The organism is Burkholderia sp. AU6039, assembly GCF_002223365.1.
In the GTDB taxonomy this organism is placed as follows: domain Bacteria; phylum Pseudomonadota; class Gammaproteobacteria; order Burkholderiales; family Burkholderiaceae; genus Burkholderia.
Genome location: NZ_NKFK01000005.1, coordinates 1,225,656 through 1,243,508, shown reverse-complemented (window position 1 = coordinate 1,243,508; position 17,853 = coordinate 1,225,656). Strand labels below are relative to the sequence as shown.

At 67.8% G+C, this 17,853-nt stretch carries 16 protein-coding genes; 5 read left to right on the top strand and 11 right to left on the bottom strand.

Features of this window, described 5'->3' with window-relative positions:
• Positions 1-73: 73 nt before the first annotated feature.
• From CFB39_RS23395 to CFB39_RS23385, 3 genes are all read right to left on the bottom strand, one after another.
• Entirely contained in the window at positions 74-1,339 is a 1,266-nt protein-coding gene (locus CFB39_RS23395) for a Zn-dependent hydrolase (RefSeq protein WP_089474621.1), read from the bottom strand.
• A complete protein-coding gene (locus CFB39_RS23390; protein ID WP_089474620.1) occupies positions 1,332-1,856 on the bottom strand; it encodes an L-2-amino-thiazoline-4-carboxylic acid hydrolase in 525 nt (174 codons plus the stop codon). Before CFB39_RS23390 ends, CFB39_RS23395 begins: the two co-directional genes overlap by 8 nt.
• Positions 1,857-1,919: 63 nt before the next feature.
• Positions 1,920-3,086: a branched-chain amino acid ABC transporter substrate-binding protein gene (locus tag CFB39_RS23385; protein ID WP_089474619.1), complete on the bottom strand. Its 1,167-nt coding sequence runs from the start codon at positions 3,084-3,086 to the stop codon at positions 1,920-1,922.
• 178 nt (positions 3,087-3,264) lie between these two features.
• Here CFB39_RS23385 and CFB39_RS23380 point away from each other — a divergent pair, with 178 nt between their 5' ends.
• The 5 genes from CFB39_RS23380 to ahpF all read left to right on the top strand — a co-directional run bounded on the left by CFB39_RS23380 (position 3,265) and on the right by ahpF (position 7,433).
• On the top strand, positions 3,265-4,161 hold the full coding sequence (locus CFB39_RS23380) for a LysR substrate-binding domain-containing protein (protein WP_089474618.1): 897 nt from the start codon (positions 3,265-3,267) through the stop codon (positions 4,159-4,161).
• Between the two features lie 89 nt (positions 4,162-4,250).
• Positions 4,251-4,469: a ribbon-helix-helix protein, CopG family gene (locus tag CFB39_RS23375; protein WP_089474617.1), complete on the top strand. Its 219-nt coding sequence runs from the start codon at positions 4,251-4,253 to the stop codon at positions 4,467-4,469.
• Complete coding sequence (locus tag CFB39_RS23370; RefSeq protein ID WP_089474616.1) at positions 4,463-4,828, top strand: type II toxin-antitoxin system VapC family toxin; 366 nt, start codon at positions 4,463-4,465, stop codon at positions 4,826-4,828. The genes CFB39_RS23375 and CFB39_RS23370 overlap by 7 nt, the downstream gene beginning before the upstream one ends.
• A gap of 314 nt (positions 4,829-5,142) precedes the next feature.
• The gene (gene ahpC / locus CFB39_RS23365; RefSeq protein ID WP_006488685.1) at positions 5,143-5,706 is read left to right on the top strand and encodes an alkyl hydroperoxide reductase subunit C; all 564 of its coding nucleotides are present in this window, start codon (positions 5,143-5,145) and stop codon (positions 5,704-5,706) included.
• A gap of 128 nt (positions 5,707-5,834) precedes the next feature.
• Positions 5,835-7,433: an alkyl hydroperoxide reductase subunit F gene (gene ahpF / locus CFB39_RS23360; RefSeq protein ID WP_089474615.1), complete on the top strand. Its 1,599-nt coding sequence runs from the start codon at positions 5,835-5,837 to the stop codon at positions 7,431-7,433.
• A 95-nt stretch (positions 7,434-7,528) separates the two neighbouring features.
• Here the strand turns inward: ahpF and CFB39_RS23355 are convergent, their stop codons facing one another.
• The 8 genes from CFB39_RS23355 to CFB39_RS23320 form a co-directional block, all read right to left on the bottom strand.
• Positions 7,529-8,305, bottom strand: coding sequence for an extensin (locus CFB39_RS23355; RefSeq protein ID WP_089474614.1), 777 nt, complete (start codon positions 8,303-8,305; stop codon positions 7,529-7,531).
• Between the two features lie 161 nt (positions 8,306-8,466).
• Complete coding sequence (locus tag CFB39_RS23350; protein ID WP_089442812.1) at positions 8,467-9,021, bottom strand: carboxymuconolactone decarboxylase family protein; 555 nt, start codon at positions 9,019-9,021, stop codon at positions 8,467-8,469.
• A 32-nt stretch (positions 9,022-9,053) separates the two neighbouring features.
• Complete coding sequence (locus tag CFB39_RS23345) at positions 9,054-10,388, bottom strand: aspartate aminotransferase family protein (protein ID WP_089474613.1); 1,335 nt, start codon at positions 10,386-10,388, stop codon at positions 9,054-9,056.
• A 15-nt stretch (positions 10,389-10,403) separates the two neighbouring features.
• Complete coding sequence (locus CFB39_RS23340) at positions 10,404-11,453, bottom strand: C45 family peptidase (protein WP_089474612.1); 1,050 nt, start codon at positions 11,451-11,453, stop codon at positions 10,404-10,406.
• 19 nt (positions 11,454-11,472) lie between these two features.
• Positions 11,473-12,201 (bottom strand): glutamine ABC transporter ATP-binding protein GlnQ, encoded by a 729-nt coding sequence (glnQ, locus tag CFB39_RS23335; RefSeq protein ID WP_059455259.1) that lies wholly within the window; start codon positions 12,199-12,201, stop codon positions 11,473-11,475.
• Positions 12,198-12,854, bottom strand: coding sequence for a glutamine ABC transporter permease GlnP (glnP, locus tag CFB39_RS23330; RefSeq protein ID WP_089474611.1), 657 nt, complete (start codon positions 12,852-12,854; stop codon positions 12,198-12,200). Before glnP ends, glnQ begins: the two co-directional genes overlap by 4 nt.
• A 66-nt stretch (positions 12,855-12,920) precedes the next feature.
• The gene (gene glnH, locus CFB39_RS23325; RefSeq protein ID WP_089427779.1) at positions 12,921-13,673 is read right to left on the bottom strand and encodes a glutamine ABC transporter substrate-binding protein GlnH; all 753 of its coding nucleotides are present in this window, start codon (positions 13,671-13,673) and stop codon (positions 12,921-12,923) included.
• Between the two features lie 561 nt (positions 13,674-14,234).
• Complete coding sequence (locus CFB39_RS23320) at positions 14,235-17,774, bottom strand: ABC transporter ATP-binding protein (RefSeq protein ID WP_089474610.1); 3,540 nt, start codon at positions 17,772-17,774, stop codon at positions 14,235-14,237.
• Positions 17,775-17,853 lie beyond the last annotated feature (79 nt).

The window sequence follows — 17,853 nt, the reverse complement described above, 5'->3', positions numbered from 1 at the left end:
TGGTCAGGTGGAAAGCGACGCGGCCCGGCCTGGAGGGCACCCTCCCGCCGGACCGTCGCCGTCACACTCGGATTCAGGCTTCCTGCGCGCTCCGCAGCACCGCACGCAACAGCACGTCGGCGCCCGCCGCCGCCCACTCGGGCGTAATCGCTTCGGCTTCGTTGTGGCTCAGCCCGTCGACGCACGGCACGAAGATCATCCCCGTCGGCGCGACGCGCGCGACATAGCACGCGTCATGACCGGCGCCCGACACGATATCCATGTGCGACAGCCCGAGCGCCTGCGCCGCCTCACGCACCGCGTCGATGCAGCGCGGCGCGAACGGGATCGGCGCATACGTGAAGATCTGCTCGATCTGCGCACCGAGGCCCGTTTCGTCGGCCACCCGTGCAAGTTCCGCGCGCAGCGCCGCGTCGAGCTCGTCGAGCACCGCGTCTTCGGGATGACGGAATTCGACCGTGAAGAAGCAGCCGCCCGGCACGGTATTACGCGAGTTCGGCCGCGCCTCGATCATCCCGACCGTTGCGCGCGCGTACGGCGCGTAACGGCGGCCGAGCACTTCGACGAACGAGATCATCCGCGCGGCGCCGACCAGCGCGTCGCGGCGGAATTCCATCGGCGTCGTGCCCGCATGTGCGTCGACACCGGTGAGCGTCACCTCGTACCAGCGCTGCCCCTGCCCGGCCGTGACGACGCCGATCGTCTTGCCGGCCCGTTCGAGAATCGCGCCCTGTTCGATATGCAGCTCGTACGCCGCATGCACCGGATAGCCGCCGACGGGCTCGGCGCCCGCGTAGCCGATCCGCGCCAGTTCCTCGCCGATCGTCCGGCCTGCGCCATCGGTGCGCGACAGCCCGTATTCGAGTGTATAGACGCCCGAGAACACGCCGGCCGACACCATCGCCGGCGCGAAGCGCGAGCCTTCCTCGTTGGTCCAGATCACGACGTCGATCGGGCGTTCGGTCTCGATGCCCGCGTCGTTCAGCGCGCGCACGACCTCGAGCCCGCCGAGCACGCCGTAGATGCCGTCGTAGCGGCCGCCCGTCGGCTGCGAATCGGCGTGCGAGCCGGTCATGACGGGCGCGGCCTCGGGGTTGCGCCCCGCGCGGCGCGCGAACACGTTGCCCATCCGGTCCACGCGCACCGTGCAGCCGGCGTCTTGCGCCCATTGCACGAACAGGTCGCGCGACTCGCGATCGAGATCGGTCAGTGCGAGGCGGCAGACGCCGCCCTTCGGCGTCGCGCCGATCTGCGCCATCCGGTCGAGCGACGCCCACAGGCGGTCGCCGTCGACGCGCGGCGCGCTCACGCTTTCGGCAATCGTGTTGTCGTCACGCATCGCCGTTCTCCGGCGCCGCTTGCCGCGCGTAACGGAAATCGCAGCGCTTGCCGCCCTGCATGATCGTGCTCGTCCGCGTGAGCGCGATGTCCGGCGCATAGCCCTGGATGAAATAGCTGTCGCGCGCGCAGCTCAGCAGGTGCCCGATCTCGCCGAGCCCCATCGCGTGATACATCTCCGCGTAGCTGCAGCGATGCACGTCGTAGTCGTAATGCGCGTCGTCCGCACGCCGCACCTCGACGTCGAGCGCATCGTCCTTCTCCCACAGCACCTGCAGCGCGATGAACGACTTCACGCTCGTGCCATCCGGTTCCTGCGCGGCGAACGTGCGGCCGGCGTCCACTGCCGCGCCGCGCACGGCTTCCGCGATCACGGCCTGCGCGCGCTCGGCGCCGAACTCGCGCTTCATGATCTCGTAGATCGGCTTGATGATTTCCGCTTCGATGCGGCGCCGCGCGAGGATCCCGAGGCGCGTGTCCTCGGGTGCGGCGGCGGATGTCTGGGTGGCTTCGGTCATGGGGATCGTCTTGGTTGTCTTATCGCTGTGTCGGCTGTGTCGTGCTGTGTCGCGATGGGTCGCTTACTTGGTCGCGGTGCGCGAGCCACCGAGGACGTCGACGACGGTCCACTTGCCGCCGCGCACCTGGTAGATCGTGAAGGCCGGGTCCTTCAGGTTGCCTTCGTTGTCGAACGCGATCCGCCCCGTCACGCCGGGCCGGTCGATCGCACGCACCGCCGCGACCAGTTTCGCCGGCTGCGTCGTGCCGGCCTTCTGCGCGGCCGCGATCAGCGTGGCGGCCGCGTCGTACGCGAACGGCGCATGCAGCTCGATCGGCGCGCGGAAGCGCGTCTGGTATTGCGTATCGAACGCCTTGCCGCCCGGCATCCGGTCGAGCGGCAGGCCCGGTTCAAGCGCGGTCACGCCGTCGCCGTCCTTGCCGGCCAGCGACAGGAAGGTCTGGCTCACGAAGCCGCCCGCGCCCAGCAGCGGCGCGTTCACGCCGAGCTGGCGCATCCGGCGCGAGATCGGCGCGGCCTGCGCATCGAGGCCGCCGAAGAACACGAGATCCGCGCGCTTGCCCTTGATCGCGGTCAGCACGCCGCTGAAGTCGGTCGTCTTGTCGTTCACGTACTGGCGATCGACGATCGTGCCGCCGTTCGCCTGCACGCCCTTGATGAACTGGTCGGCCAGGCCCGAGCCGAACGACGTGCGGTCGTCGATCACCGCGATGCGCTTCGCCTTCAGCGTCTTCACCGCATACGCGCCGGTGAAATTGCCGCCCGCGTCGTCGTGACCCATGATGCGGAAGGCCGTCGTGTAACCCTGCTGCGTGTATTGATGGCCGGTGGACGCCGGCGCGATCTCCGGGATGCCCGCATCGCGGTAGACGCGCGACGCCGGCACGCTGCAGCCCGTGTTCCAGTGGCCGACGACGCCGATCACGTGCTGGTCGACGAGCTGCTGCGCAACCGCGACGGCCGTGCGCGGATCGGATTGATCATCGGCCGCGACGAGCTTGTAGACGACCGGCTTGCCGCCGATGGTCGGATGCTTCGCGTTCGCGTCGTCGATCGCGAGTTGCGCGCCGTTCTGCAGATCCTTGCCGATCCGCGCGGACGGGCCGGTGAGCGGCGCGGCGAGACCGATCAGGACGGTCTGCGGCGCGGATTGTGCGAACGCGGGAACGGAGGCGACCAGGGCGGCCGCCGAGAATGCGAGGCTGGCGTGAAGAAAGGCGATTTTCATGTGTGGGGGATCAGCGGATCGAATCAAAACATGAAAAATATTAAATATTCAGCACCCAAACCCCAAATACCCAATTGTTGGATGCTTATGCCGTTCCCGACACATTAACCTACATCACTGTAACTACAGGGTATTTTCATGCTGTCGCTTACCCTGACTTTTCGATAAAATTCGACACATGAAAAATATCGAACAATTGCCGCACGATCCGCCGCTGCGCGCGGTGCGTGCGTTCGAAGCATTCGCGCGCCTCGGGTCGGTCACCGCGGCGGCGGGCGAACTCGACATCACGCCGTCGGCGGTCAGCCATCAGCTGCAGCTGCTCGAAGCATTCATCCAGACGCCGCTGACCGTGCGCGAGGGTCGGCTGCTCGCGCTCACCGACGAAGGCCGCGACTACTACCGCTCGATCAGCGCCGCGTTCTCGGTGCTGCGCAGCGCGACGCGCTTCGTGCGCGACCGCTCGTCGCTGCGGCAAATCACCGTCAGCCTGATTCCGCTGCTCGGAATCGGCTGGTTCATTCCGCGGTTGCACGCGTTCCTGGCCGACAACACGGACGTCGACGTGACGGTGCTGTACGCGCATCACCGCAACTACCGCAGCGATGCATCGGACCTGTCGATCCGCTTCGGCACCGGCGACTGGCCCGGCTACCGCTGCGAACGGCTGCTGCCGGGCGCGATGGTGCCGATGTGCAGCCCGTCATTCCTGAAGCGCCACGGGCCGTTCCGCACGCCGGCCGATCTCGCGCGCGCCCCGCTCGTGCACGACGAGGATCGCAGCACGTGGGTCAACTGGCTGCAGGGCGCGGGCGTCAAGCACGTGTCGCATGCGGTCGGGCCGATGTTCGAGGACGGCCAGCTCACGCTGAGCGCCGCGCGCGCGGATCTCGGCGCGGCCTTGCTGCGCGCACCGCTGGTCGAGCGCGAGCTGGCGAATGGCGAGCTCGTGAAGCTGTTCGATCACGTGCTCGACGACGGCCGGGATTACTACCTGTGCACGCGCGAGGACGCGGACATGCCGGACGGGGCCAGGCGGCTGGCGGAGTGGCTGAGGAAGATGGCGGGGATTTGAGCGGGGCGCCTTACCGCCTCACCCCACCCGAGCCTTGCGCGACCTCAACGGTACATATATGATATACATATCGCATATCGGAGGATGCCATGAGCCGGATTCTGGTTGATCTGTCGAACAGCCAACTCGACGAGTTGGCCGCCATCGTCGAGACTGAGCGTCGTCCCCGCGCCGCCATCATCCGCGACGCGATCGATGCCTACATCGCCCTGCACAAGCGTCCGCTCGCGGACGACGTCTTCGGTCTCTGGAAAGATCGCACCGTCGATGGGCTCGCTTATCAGGAAGAACTGCGCTCAGAATGGTAAAAGCTCTCTTCGACACCAACATCCTGATCGATTATCTGGGCGGCGTGGAATCCGCCCGCACGGAACTCGGCCGCTATGACTATCGAGCGATCAGCGCGATCTCGTGGATGGAGGTTCTGGTCGGCACGTCCTCACATAATGAAGCCGCGATGCGCGCTTGGCTGTCGTCGTTCGATGTCATCGCGCTCGACGAAGCAGTTGCCAATCGTGCCGTGACCATTCGCCAGGAACGCCGCATACGCCTGCCCGACGCGATCGTCTGGGCATCGGCACAAGTGAACGGGCTGTTGCTCGTTTCGCGCAACACAAAAGACTTCCCAGCCACCGAACCCGGCGTTCGCGTGCCATACCAGATCTGAATCGATGGGCGCGGTTGCGCGCCCTCTCCCCGCCGCGCCCCCATCCGACCGCACTCGACGATTCCTCCACCGTCCGGAAGGCACCGGATAATCGCCGGCACATCACACCGCCCCTCAATGTCGCCCAAATCGGACGGGGGATCTCCCCCGTCCAACGCTCAAAAAGCACCGCCCCGCACACCCCACCCAATCAAGGGCCGGAAGCAGATAGAAATTCCTGATGCCCCGGATTGAAACAAGCAATTTCACAAGCTCAGGGTGAACCCGGATACTGGCAACACTCCACTCACCACTGACGAAAAGGAATTGTCCAGATGCCGATCATCAACACCCAAATCAAGCCGTTCAAGGCAACCGCATACCACAACGGCGATTTCGTGCCCGTCTCGGAAGAGAACTTCAAGGGCAAGTGGTCCGTCGTCGTGTTCTACCCGGCCGACTTCACGTTCGTCTGCCCGACCGAGCTGGGCGACCTCGCCGACCGTTACGCGGAATTCCAGAAGCTGGGTGTCGAAATCTACGGCGTGTCGACCGACACGCACTTCACGCACAAGGCATGGCACGACACGTCGGACACGATCGGCAAGATCAAGTACCCGATGATCGGCGACCCGACGCTCACGCTGTCGCGCAACTTCGACGTGCTGATCGAGGAAGAAGGGATGGCCCTGCGCGGCACGTTCGTGATCAACCCGGAAGGCGAGATCAAGCTGTGCGAAATCCACGACAACGGCATCGGCCGTGACGCAGGCGAACTGCTGCGCAAGGTGCAGGCGGCGCAATACATCGCGGCGCACCCGGGTGAAGTGTGCCCGGCCAAGTGGACGCCGGGTGCGGAAACGCTGACCCCGTCGCTCGACCTGATCGGCAAGATCTGACGATCGCGCCGCGCGCCTCGCACGAGGCGCGCGAGCCTCCCGATGACGGGCCGCCGCGGCATGCGGCCCGCGCCCTCCTCCGGCACGACGTGCCCGACCAGAATCATTAATACGGAATACGAAACGCCATGCTCGACGCCAATCTCAAGAATCAACTCAAAGCGTACCTCGAAAAGATCACGCGCCCGATCGAACTCGTCGCCTCGCTCGACGACAGCGCGAAATCGCAGGAACTGCTGGCGCTGCTGAACGAGATTGCGTCGCTGACGGATTGCGTGAGCGTGACCGAACGCCGCGACGACGCCGAGCGCAAGCCGTCGTTCTCGATCGGCGAGCCCGGCAAGCCGGCCGGCATCCGCTTCGCCGGCATCCCGATGGGCCATGAATTCACGTCGCTCGTGCTCGCGCTGCTGCAGACGGGCGGCCATCCGATCAAGCTCGACGACGGCGTGATCGAACAGATCCGCGCGCTCGACGGCGACTACGCGTTCGAGACGTATTTCTCGCTGTCGTGCCAGAACTGCCCGGAAGTCGTGCAGGCGCTGAACGTGATGTCGCTGATCAACCCGCGCATCCGTCACGTCGCGATCGACGGCGCGCTGTTCCAGGGCGAAGTCGAGTCGCGCCAGATCATGGCCGTGCCGACGATGTTCCTGAACGGCGCCTCGTTCGGCCAGGGCCGCAGCAGCGTGAAGGAAATCCTCGCGAAGCTCGATACGGGCGCCAGCGCACGGGCCGCGAAGTCGCTCGAGACCAAGCCGGTGTTCGATACGCTGATCGTCGGCGGCGGCCCGGCAGGCGCGGCGGCCGCGATCTACTCGGCGCGCAAGGGCATTGCGACGGGTGTCGTGGCCGAGCGTTTCGGCGGCCAGGTGCTCGACACGATGGCGATCGAGAACTTCGTGTCGGTGCAGGAAACCGAAGGGCCGAAGTTCGCGACCGCGCTCGAACAGCACGTGAAGCAGTACGACGTCGACATCATGGACGTGCAGCGCGCCGATGCGCTGATTCCGGGCGACGTGCACCAGATCCGCCTCGCGAACGGCGCGGTGCTGAAGGCGAAGACGATCGTCCTCGCGACCGGCGCGCGCTGGCGTGAAATCAACGTGCCGGGCGAGCGCGAATACCGCAACCGCGGTGTCGCGTACTGCCCGCACTGCGACGGCCCGCTGTTCAAGGGCAAGCGCGTCGCGGTGGTCGGCGGCGGCAACTCAGGCGTCGAGGCCGCGATCGACCTCGCCGGCATCGTGAAGGAAGTCACGCTGATCGAATACGGCGCGCAACTGCGCGCGGACGAAGTGCTGCAGCGCAAGCTGCGCAGCCTGCCGAACGTGACGATCGTCACGCAGGCGCAAACGACCGAGCTGACCGGCGACGGCAGCAAGCTGAACGGGCTCGTCTACAAGGATCTGCGCTCGGGCGACACGCAGCGCATCGATCTGGAAGGCGTGTTCGTGCAGATCGGCCTCGTGCCGAACACCGAATGGCTGAAGGGCACGGTCGAACTGTCGAAGCACGGCGAGATCGTCGTCGATGCGCGCGGCGCGACGTCGGTACCGGGCGTGTTCGCGGCCGGCGACGTGACGACGGTGCCGTTCAAGCAGATCGTGATCGCGGTCGGTGAAGGCGCGAAGGCATCGCTCGGCGCGTTCGACCACCTGATCCGTCAGGACGTTGCACCGGTTGCCGCGGCGCAGCCGCAGGCCGAGGAAGCAGTCGCCGCGTAACGCGCGTCAGCCCGTCGGCACAACAGTTTGTCTCTCTTGGCCCCGCATGCTTTGGTCGGCATGCGGGGTCCTTTTTATTCCGGATGCGATGACGGTTACTTGGTCGCGGTCGGGCTGCCGTCCGCTGGCGCAGGCGCCGTCGACTTGAAACTGCTCGACTGCCTGACCAGTTGCTCGGTCATCGCGGCCGCCACCGGATTCGCGCCGGACGACGAACCGCCCTGCCGGTACGAACCGGTGCTCGCCGGCATCGACGACACCGACGACATCGACGGCGGCGGCAACGACGGGTCGAGCTTCGCCGATTCCCTGACGAGCGCGGCCGTCTCCGGCGTTTCGGATTTCGTTGCGGAGGGGGCTGCGGCCACGTGGCGTTCGAGGCCGTCGCGCTTGCGCGGCGCACGTTGCGTGACCTGCGCGGGGGCAGGTGCCGGTGCGGCCTGCTGCACGGGTTTGGCGGCCGGCGGCGGCGAAGGCGGGGTCGAATCCTGCGCATCGACGGTCACGACGTTGACCTTCGGCTGCGGCGCGCTCGGCTTCGTCACCGGCTGCGGTTTGTCGCTGACAACCGGCACGGCAGGCGCCGCGTCGACGCGCGCGGTGGCGGCCGGCGCAGCAGGCGCCGGTGCGGGGGGCGGCGCGACAGCCGCCTGTTTCGGTGCGATCGCGGCAGCCGGGGCCGGCGGCGCGATGGTGCCCTGCACCGCGTGATCGTTGCCCGCGGGCGCCGCGGCAACGGGCGCGGCCGAATCGCCGATGCCGGCATCCTCGATCGCGCGGTGATCCGCACGCAGGAGCATCACGTAGGCAGTGCCGGCCGCGGCTACCAGGAGCCCACCGGCGATCATCAAGGTCTTGCGGGTACTCGTCATGCTTGCTCACCGCTCATATCGACGTGAACAAGCCATCATACCCGGCGATCGGCCGTCGATCCCGCACGAATACATTTGGTTGCATTGTGCCGGAACACGTTTGGCAAACCGTTCGTCAGACGTATCGCCTCCGTCGTTCCGGCACGATCAACGCACGGCCATCACTCCGGAAACGGCAATTCGGTCTGCCCTTGCGCGCGCATGCCGAACGTGTTCAGCGTCATCGCGACGAGCGCGTAGTAGCCGAGCAATGCAACGAGATTGACGACGGTTTCGTGGCCGAAGCGCGCTTGCGCGCGTGCGAACGTCGCGTCGCTCACGCGCCGCGTGTCGTACAGCTCGCTCGCGAACGCATGGATCAGCGCATCGTCGTCCGACTCGAATGCGGGCGCGACGCCGCGCCGGATCGCGTCGGCCGTCGCGGCCGGCACGCCCGCGTCGAGTGCGATCGGATAATGGATGTGCCACTCGGCCTGCGAGCGCCAGCGCGCGGCCGTCACGAGAATCGCGAGTTCCGACAGGCGCAGCGGCAGGCCCGTGCGATAGCGGCAGAACGCGCCGAGCTTCTGCGCATGTTGCGCCAGCTCGGGGCTCGCGATCCAGCCGAGAAACGGCCCGTTCAGGTTGCCGCGCGGGCCGCTGAGAATGTCGGCCAGCACGGCCTTCTGTTCATCGGTGGCCGATGCGGGATCGAACGGAGGCAATCTGTTGGTCATGGCGAACTCCTGACAAGGTTCGACAAATGCGGTCACGCGCCGGCCGACGCGAGCGCCGCGCCGATCGCGCCCGACAGCCGCTCGACAATCGTATCGATCTGCCGCGCGGTGCAAATGAACGGCGGCGCGACCAGGATGTGGTCGCCGTGCACGCCGTCGATCGTCCCGCCCATCGGATACACCATCAGGCCGCGCTGCATCGCTTCACGCTTGACCGCCGCATGCAGCTTCAGCGCCGGATCGAACGTCGCCTTGCTGTCGCGATCGCGCACGAGCTCGACGCCGACGAACAGCCCGCGGCCGCGCACGTCGCCGACATGCGGATGTACGCCGTAATGCTCGCGCAACGATGCGCGCAGTTGCTCGCCGCGCGCCTTCACGTTGTCGAGCAGCTTCTCCTCGGCGATCACGCGCTGCACTTCGAGCGCGGCCGCGCATGCGGTTGCGTGGCCGAGGTACGTGTGGCCGTGCTGGAAGAAGCCCGAGCCGTCGACGATCGTCCGGTAGATGCGGTCGCTGACGAGCGTCGCGCCGATCGGCTGGTAGCCCGCGCCGAGCCCTTTCGCGATCGTCAGCAGGTCGGGCGCGACGCCGTCTTCATCGCACGCGTACAGGTAGCCGGTGCGGCCCATCCCCGACATGATCTCGTCGAGGATCAGCAGTACGCCGTACTTGTCGCACACCGCGCGAATCTTCTTCAGGTACGTGCGCACCGGCGGCACCGCGCCGGCCGTTGCGCCCACCACCGTCTCCGCGACGAACGCCGCGACGTTTTCCGCGCCGAGTTCGACGATCTTTTGCTCGAGTTCGTCCGCGAGGCGTTGCGCATACGCTTCGTCGGTTTCACCCGCCTGCTGGTCGCGGTACGCGTAACACGGGCTCACGTGGTGCGCCTCGATCAGCAGCGGCAGGAACGGCTCGCGCCGCCACGCATTGCCGCCGATCGCGAGCGCGCCGAGCGTGTTGCCGTGATAGCTCTGGCGTCGCGCGATGAAATGGCGGCGCTGCGGCTCGCCCTTCTCGACGAAATACTGGCGTGCGAGCTTCAGCGCGGCCTCGACCGCCTCGGAGCCGCCCGACACGAAATACACGTGTTCGAGGCCGGCCGGCGCGGCGTCGACGAGCCGGTCGGCCAGTTCCTCGGCCACGTCGGTTGTGAAGAACGACGTATGCGCGTACGCCAGTTGCTGCGCCTGCCGCTTGATCGCATCGATCACGCGCTGGTTGCTGTGGCCGAGACACGAAACGGCCGCGCCGCCGCACGCGTCGATATAGCGTTTGCCGGTCGAATCGATGATCTCGATGCCGTCGCCTGCGACGGCAACGGGCAAGGTGGCGCGCGGAGCGCGATGGAAAACGGTCGTCATGCGTTGCCTCATGGATCAGGACGCGTCGTGCGCGCGTCCGGACGGCACGATGCGCGTCGCGAAACGCTGCGTGCCGTGTTGGTGAAGGGTGAAATCGATCGATGCCGCGCCGATCGCGAACACGGCCGTGGCCAGCGTGTTCTCGTCGTCGGGGTCGGCCGGATCGTCGCGGTAGATCGGCAGCCCTTGCGGCGCACGATCGCCGAGCACGCGCAGCAGCGCGGCTTCGTCGATCGCGTCGATGGCGGGCGCGAGCGCATCGACGCGGCGCTGGCGGTCGGCCGACGATTGCGTGACGATCTGCGCTTCCGCGTCGCAGCCGGGATGCACGAGATGGTTCGCATGCCCCGCGAGCCGCGCGACGTCGATCACCGAACAGCGCGCGACGCTTGCCTCGATGCTCAGCAGCCGCGCATCGCCGGTCGCGCCCAGCGTGTGATGAAAGCCGCTTGCACGCGCATGGCCGCGCAGCACGTCGGCCGCCGCGTCGAGCGACGTCGCATCGAGCACGGCGCGCGCGAGGATCATGCGCGGCACGCCCGCTGCCGGCGTGCGGATCCGCAGGTTGTTGATCGCCTGCGCGATACCCGCGCGGTTCGCCGCAAAGGTATGGCCCGGCAGCGAACCGGGGTAGTAGAAGCTGATGAAGCCCGGCTTGCCCGTCGGCTGCACGTCGACGAGCAGGCAGCGCTCGCGCAGGTACGGATCGCCGTCCTCGTTGTGCGCGATCCAGCGCGTGCCGTCCGCGTCGCGCGCGGCAAGCGTCGTGCAGCCGTCCGGCGCGTTATGGATCAGCTCGCCGCGGCAGTTCCACAAGAAGATGTCCTCGGCCGGCCAGCCGACACCGGCCGCGATCCCGTCCAGCTCCGCGACGAGATCCGGATACGCGGCCAGCGCAGCCTGCCGCAGCGCGGCGACGAACGGATGGCCGCGCCAGCGACGCACGGCCTGCCACGCGCTGCTCTGCTGCATGTATTCGTCGAACACGGGGCGGGCGAGCTCGCCGAGGCGCACGCCGATGTCGAACGGCGCGCCGGCGATGACGGGGGAAAGGGAAAGCGGCATGTCGGTATTTCGGTTTCGTTCAGGACACGTGTTTCAGGAATTCCTTCAGGCGCGGGGTCGGCGGCCGGTCGATCAGCTCGACCGGATGGCCGTCCTCGGCAATCCCGCCCTGATCCATGAACAGCAGCCGCGTGCCGACCCGCTTCGCGAAGCCGATCTCGTGCGTGACGACGATCATCGTCATCCCTTCGGTCGCAAGATCCTGCATCACTTTCAGTACTTCGTGGCGCAATTCCGGATCGAGCGCCGACGTCGGCTCGTCGAACAGCATCAGCCGCGGCCGGATCGCGAGCGCGCGCGCAATCGCGACGCGCTGCTGCTGGCCGCCCGACAGCTCCGACGGGTAATGATTCGCGCGCGATTCGAGGCCGACCTTGTCGAGCAGCGCCATCGCCTGGTCGCGCGCGTCGGCGCGCGACGCGCCGCGCACCTGGATCGGCCCGAACATCACGTTCTCGAGCGCGGTCATCTGCGGAAACAGGTTGAACTGCTGGAACACCATGCCGGCTTCGAGCCGGATGTTGCGGATCGTCGTCGCGTTGCCGCGCACGCTCTGGCCGTCGACCAGTAGCTCGCCGCCGGTGATTTTCTCGAGCGCGTTGATACAGCGCAGCATCGTCGATTTGCCCGAGCCCGACGGGCCGACCACGACGACCACCTCGCCCGCGTCGATCTTCAGGTCGATGTTCTTCAGCACCGGCACGTGGCCGAAGCTCTTCGACACGTTCTGGAATTCGATCATGCTCATAGAATCCTCATGCGCTTTTCGACGAGCCGCAGCGTCAACGTCATGGCGCCGGTCAGCAACAGGTAGATGACAGCCACGGCGGACCAGATCTCGACCGCCTGGAAATTGCCCGCGATGATTTCCTGCCCCTTGCGCGTCAGCTCGCCGACGCCGATCACGATGAACAGCGACGTGTCCTTCAGGCTCACGATGCACTGGTTGCCGAGTGGCGGAATCAGGCGCCGGAACGCGAGCGGCCCGACCACCTTCAGCAGCACGCGCGGCATCGACAGGCCCATCGCGAGCCCCGCTTCCGTCAGCCCCTTCGGGATCGACAGCAGCGCGCCGCGCACCACTTCCGCGAGATACGCGCCGGAATTCACCGTGATCGCGATGATCGCGGCCGTCAGGCCGTCGATGCGGATATGCGCGAGCAGCGGCAGCGCGAAATACAGGAACATCACCTGCACGACGATCGGCGTGCCGCGGATCAATTCAATATAAACCTGAGCGAGCACGTTCATCGCCTTCGGTCCGTATGCGCGGAACATGCCCGCGACCATCCCGACGACGAAGCCGCCCACCAGCCCGAAAAATGCGATGAACACCGTCAACCGGACCCCGTCCATCAGGTCCGGCAACGCCGCCCAGATCGCCGACCAATCGAAATTCACTTGTCGCTCCCCGTTCGATTCAAGACCGGCGCGGCCATCCGGCCGCGCGCTGTTGCGGCGTCACGCTCACATCTTCGGCGGTTCGGCGCCGAACCACTTCTTGTAGATCTGCGCGTAGCGGCCATCGGCCCGGATCTTCACGAGCGATGCATTGACCTTCGGCACGAGCGGGCTGCCCTTCGGGAAACCCATGCCGTACTTGTCGCCGCTGACCGGCTGGCCCGCGACCTTCACCTTGCCCTTGCCTTCGTTGTTCACGAAGAACAGCACGTTCGGCGTGTCGTGCATCGCCGCGTCGACGCGGCCGGCCTCGAGCGCGAGGTACGCCTGGTCGATGTTCGGGAACTGGCGGATCTCCTTCGGCTTCAGGTGTGCCTTGATCCAGTCGATCGTCGCGGTGCCGGTTTTCGCGGCGATCACCTTGCCGTTCAGGTCGTCGATCGACTTGATCGTCGTGTTGCCCGTCTGCACCATCGCCGCGAGGCCGCTGTCGTAGTACGGCGCGGAGAAGTCGATCGCCTTCTTGCGCTCCTCCTTGATCGTCATCCCCGACAACGCGACGTCGATGTTCTGCGTCTGCAGCGCCGGGATCAGGCCCGCGAAATCCATCGGCTGGATCGTGTATTTCCAGCCCTGGTCCTTCGCGATCTCCGCCCACAGGTCGAGATCGAAGCCGACGTACTTGTCGCCCTGCTTGAACTCGAACGGCATGAACGACGTGTCGGTGCCGACGACGAGCGTCTTGGTATCCGCGTGCGCGAGGCTGGCGCCGAGCGCGGCAACGACCGCGACGGCTTTCAGGAAGGAACGGCGACTCATGGTTTCTCTCCGCATGATTGAGCGATGTGACCGGCCAGGCGGCCGGCGGAACGACGACGTCAAGCCGCACCGCAACATGCGATGTCGAATTAGACCTTAGTGCAACAAGTGTTGTCAATGGCGATACTACGACAACAAAAAAGTCCGCAACGGGGAAATGCATCGAGACAAACCCGGGGCGCGCTGGGCGGATAAATCGGAGGAAAGGGAAAGCGGCTCCGGGGCGAAGCGGCCGGGCGCAATCGTGCTGCGCCGGCCGACGGCGGCGTCTGACGAGCAGTGGGCGGTGGCTGTGGACTGGCCGGGAGGGTTTGCCGTAAAGAGCATCACGCGCCAGAGGAGGATGGCGGCGGCGGCGATCGGCGCCGACTGCTGTCGCCCGTGCGCTGGTCAGTCTATTGGCCGGCCCGTTTGTCAGCACCGATCATCGGCGCTTCGACGCGCGGCGCGTTGCCGGAGCGGCCGCCCCCGCGACGCCGGCAATCGCCGGCGCGGTTCGACGCATGTTGCGGAATGCGCGCGGCCCCGCCGGCCGGCCGCGCGCCGCCGATGCCGCGCCGCTTACGCCGCCACCCCGCTCGCCTGATGCGACACGAGCCGCGCATACGCGCCCTGCCGCGCCATCAGGTCCGCATGCCGTCCGGCCTCGATCACGCTGCCGTGCTCCATTACGAGAATCAGGTCGGCGTTGCGCACGGTCGACAGCCGGTGCGCGATGATGATCGACGTGCGCTGCGTCATCAGGTCTTCCAGCGCCGCACGGATCTGCTGCTCGCTGATCGTGTCCAGATGGGACGTCGCTTCGTCGAGGATCAGCACCGGCGCATCCTTGAGGAACGCGCGCGCAATCGCGACACGCTGGCGCTGGCCGCCCGACAGCTGCACGCCGCGCTCGCCGACGCGCGTCGCGAGCCCGTCCGGCAGCCGCGCGACGAAGTCGCCGAGCGCCGCATGGTCGATCGCGCGCTGCACGTCCGCGTCGGACGCATCGCTCGCGGCGAGCCGGATGTTCGCTTCGAGCGTGTCGTTGAACAGGTAGGTATCCTGCGCAACCAGTGCGATGTGCTGGCGCAGGTCGTCGAGCCGCAGGTCGCGCAGGTCGACGCCGCCGAGCGTCACGCGGCCATGCTGCGGATCCCAGAAGCGCAGCAGCAGGCTCGCGACCGTCGACTTGCCGGCGCCCGATGCGCCGACCAGCGCGACCGTGCTGCCGGGCGGCACCTCGAAGCTCACGCGGTCGATCGCGGGCACGCTGCGGCCCGGGTACGTGAAGGACGTAGCCTCGAAACGCACCGCCGGATCGGCCGGCATCGCATGCGTGCCGTCCGTCACCGGCACCGGCTCCTTCTCCAGCGCGCGCAAGCGGCGCGTCGACGCGATCGTGTCGGCGAGCTGGCGCGCGACCTGGCCGATTTCGGCCACCGGCATGAACGCGGCCACCGCCACCAGCACCAGCAGCGGCAACGACTCGCGCGGAAACCAGCCGCGTGCGCACAGCAGCGCACCGAGCGCCGCGACGACCAGCCCGCCGAGCCCGCTCGCGATTTCCAGCGCGGCACTTTGCGCCGACAGATCGTCGAGCAGCTTTGCGCGCTGCTTGCGGTACGCATCGACTTCGGCCACGAACGCTGCGCGCCGGCGCGCGAAGGCCTGGAACGCGGTCAGCTCCGCGAGCCCCTGGATCGTTTCGGTCAGATGCGCGCCGAGCTGGCCGAGCGCTTCGCGTGCGCCGGTGCCGAGCCGGTCGACGTCGCGCCGCGCCAGCACCGGCGCGAGCCCGGCCCACGACAGGAACGGCAGCAGCACGAGCGCGAGTGGCCACGCCACCGACGCGAGCAGCACCAGCACGGCAGCCGGCACGAGCACCGCGACGAACGCGGGCGCCAGCGTGTGCGCATAGAAATACTCGACGGTCTCGACGTCCTGCGTCGCGAGCGATACGAGATCGCCGGAACGGCGGCGCAGCAGCCCGGCCGGCGCGAGGCGTTCCAGCGTCGCGAACAGCGCGATGCGCATTTCCGCGAGCAGCCGGTACGCCATGTCGTGCGCGAGCCACGATTCGAGCCAGTGCAGCACGGCCGCTACCGGCGCGATCACGAGCAGCGCGGTGACGAGCGCCGGGCTCACGTGGCCGCCCGGCACCGCACCGACCACCAGCGCGCCGATCACGCCGACGCCGATGAACGCGAGCACGCGGCCGATCCCGAACAGCACCGTCAGCACGACCTTGCCCGTCCACGGGCGCACGAAGCGCAGCAGCGTCCGCAGGGTTTCCGGCCAGCCGATCTCCGCCGCATCGTCGTTCAGCGGCCGCACCTGCGGGCCCGACGACGCGCGCGCGGTCGCGCCGGCCGTTGCCGCCACGCCGACCGATTCGGCGACCGCTTCCAGTTGCGGCCCCATCAGCCGGCGATACGGGCCGTCGCGCGCGATCAGCGCCGCGTGCGTGCCCTCGTCGACCACCTGCCCCTGGTCGAGCACCAGGATGCGGTCGGCGCCGATCACGCTGGACAGCCGGTGCGCGAGCACGAGCGTGGTCCGCCCACGCGTGAGCCGGTCGAGCGCCTGCTGGATCAGCGCTTCGTTCTCCGCGTCCACCGACGACAGCGCCTCGTCGAGCAACAGGATCGGCGCATCGCGCAGCAGCGCGCGGGCAATCGCGAGACGCTGGCGCTGGCCGCCCGACAGCATGAGCCCGCGTTCGCCGATGCGCGTCGCGTAGCCGTCGGGCAGCGCCGAGATGAAATCGTGTGCGTTGGCCGCACGCGCGGCGGCAATCATGTCCGCGTCGCTCGCGTCGGGGCGGCCGAGCCGCAGGTTGTCGGCCACGCTGCCGTCGAACAGCGTCGCATCCTGCGCGACGACCGCGATCATCTCGCGCACCTGGCCGGCATCGAGCGTGCGCACGTCGTGGCCGCCGATGCGGATCGCGCCGCCCTGCGCATCGTGCTGGCGCAACAGCAGGCGCACGATGGTCGACTTGCCCGCGCCGCTCGGCCCGACGATCGCCACCGTCTCGCCTTCGCGCACCGAGAAACTCAGCGCCGCATGCGCGTCCGCGCGGCGCCCCGGATACGCGAAGCGGACGGCGTCGAACGCGATCTCCGGCCGCAGGCCCGTGACGCGCGGCGCATCGGTGGCCGGTGCATGACGCTGCGCGTCGAGCAGCGCGTGGATCGCATTCGCCGCCGACTGGCCGATCATCCCCTGGTGCAGCACGGCACGCAGGTCGCGCAGCGGCCGGAAGATTTCGCTGCCGGCCATCAGCACGATCAGCAGCGCCTCGAGGCTCATGTCGCCGTGCCGCACGCGCCACGCGCCGACCGCGATCGCGGCGGCCGCGCCGAGGCCGGTGCCGAGATCGGTGAAGAGCCGCGTCAGCAGGCCGAGCGCGAGCACCCAGAACGTGCTGTCGGACAGTGCGCGCGCCTTCGCGGCCAGCTTCGCGCCGAATGCCGTGCTTTGCCCGAACGCCTTCAGCGTCGGCAGGCCTTGCACCGCGTCGAGAAACTCCTCGCCGAACGCCTTGAACGCGGCCGAGCGCGCGAGTGCCGCGCGCTTGTCGGCGCGATGCACGAGCTGCGGCAGCGCGAGCGTGACGAGCGCCGCGACCAGCAGGATCGCGGCCGTCGGCACGTCCCACCATGCGAGCATCGCGAAGATCATCACCGGCGCGCACGCGGCGATCACGAGCTGCGGCAAATAGGTGCCGAAAAAGGTCTGCAATTGTTCGACGCCGTCGACGACGGCCAGCATCACGCCGCCCGTGCGTTCGCCGCTGAACCACGCGGGGCCGAGTGCGGCGATCCGGTCGAACAGCCGCGCGCGCAGCGTGGCCTGCACGCGCCCGGCCGTGTGCTGCGCGAGCACCGTGCGGCGATGGTCGAGCCACGCGCGCAGCAGCACGCAGGCCGCCGTTGCAACGACGGCTTCGCCGATGCTGCGTGCCGGCGCACCGGAAAAGACCAGCGCCAGCACGCGGCCGAGAAAAACGAAACGCAGGATCCCGACACCCATCGCGAGCAGGCCGAGCGCGACGGCCGCGGCCACCCGCCAGCGCAGTCCCGCCATCATTGCCCATAGTCGTCGGTCGAAATACATGAAGCCCTCCGGTGGTGTCCGATGATGTTTTTTCTTGACCGGATCGAGGCTACCCGCGCGGCCCGTGCGCGGCAAAAGA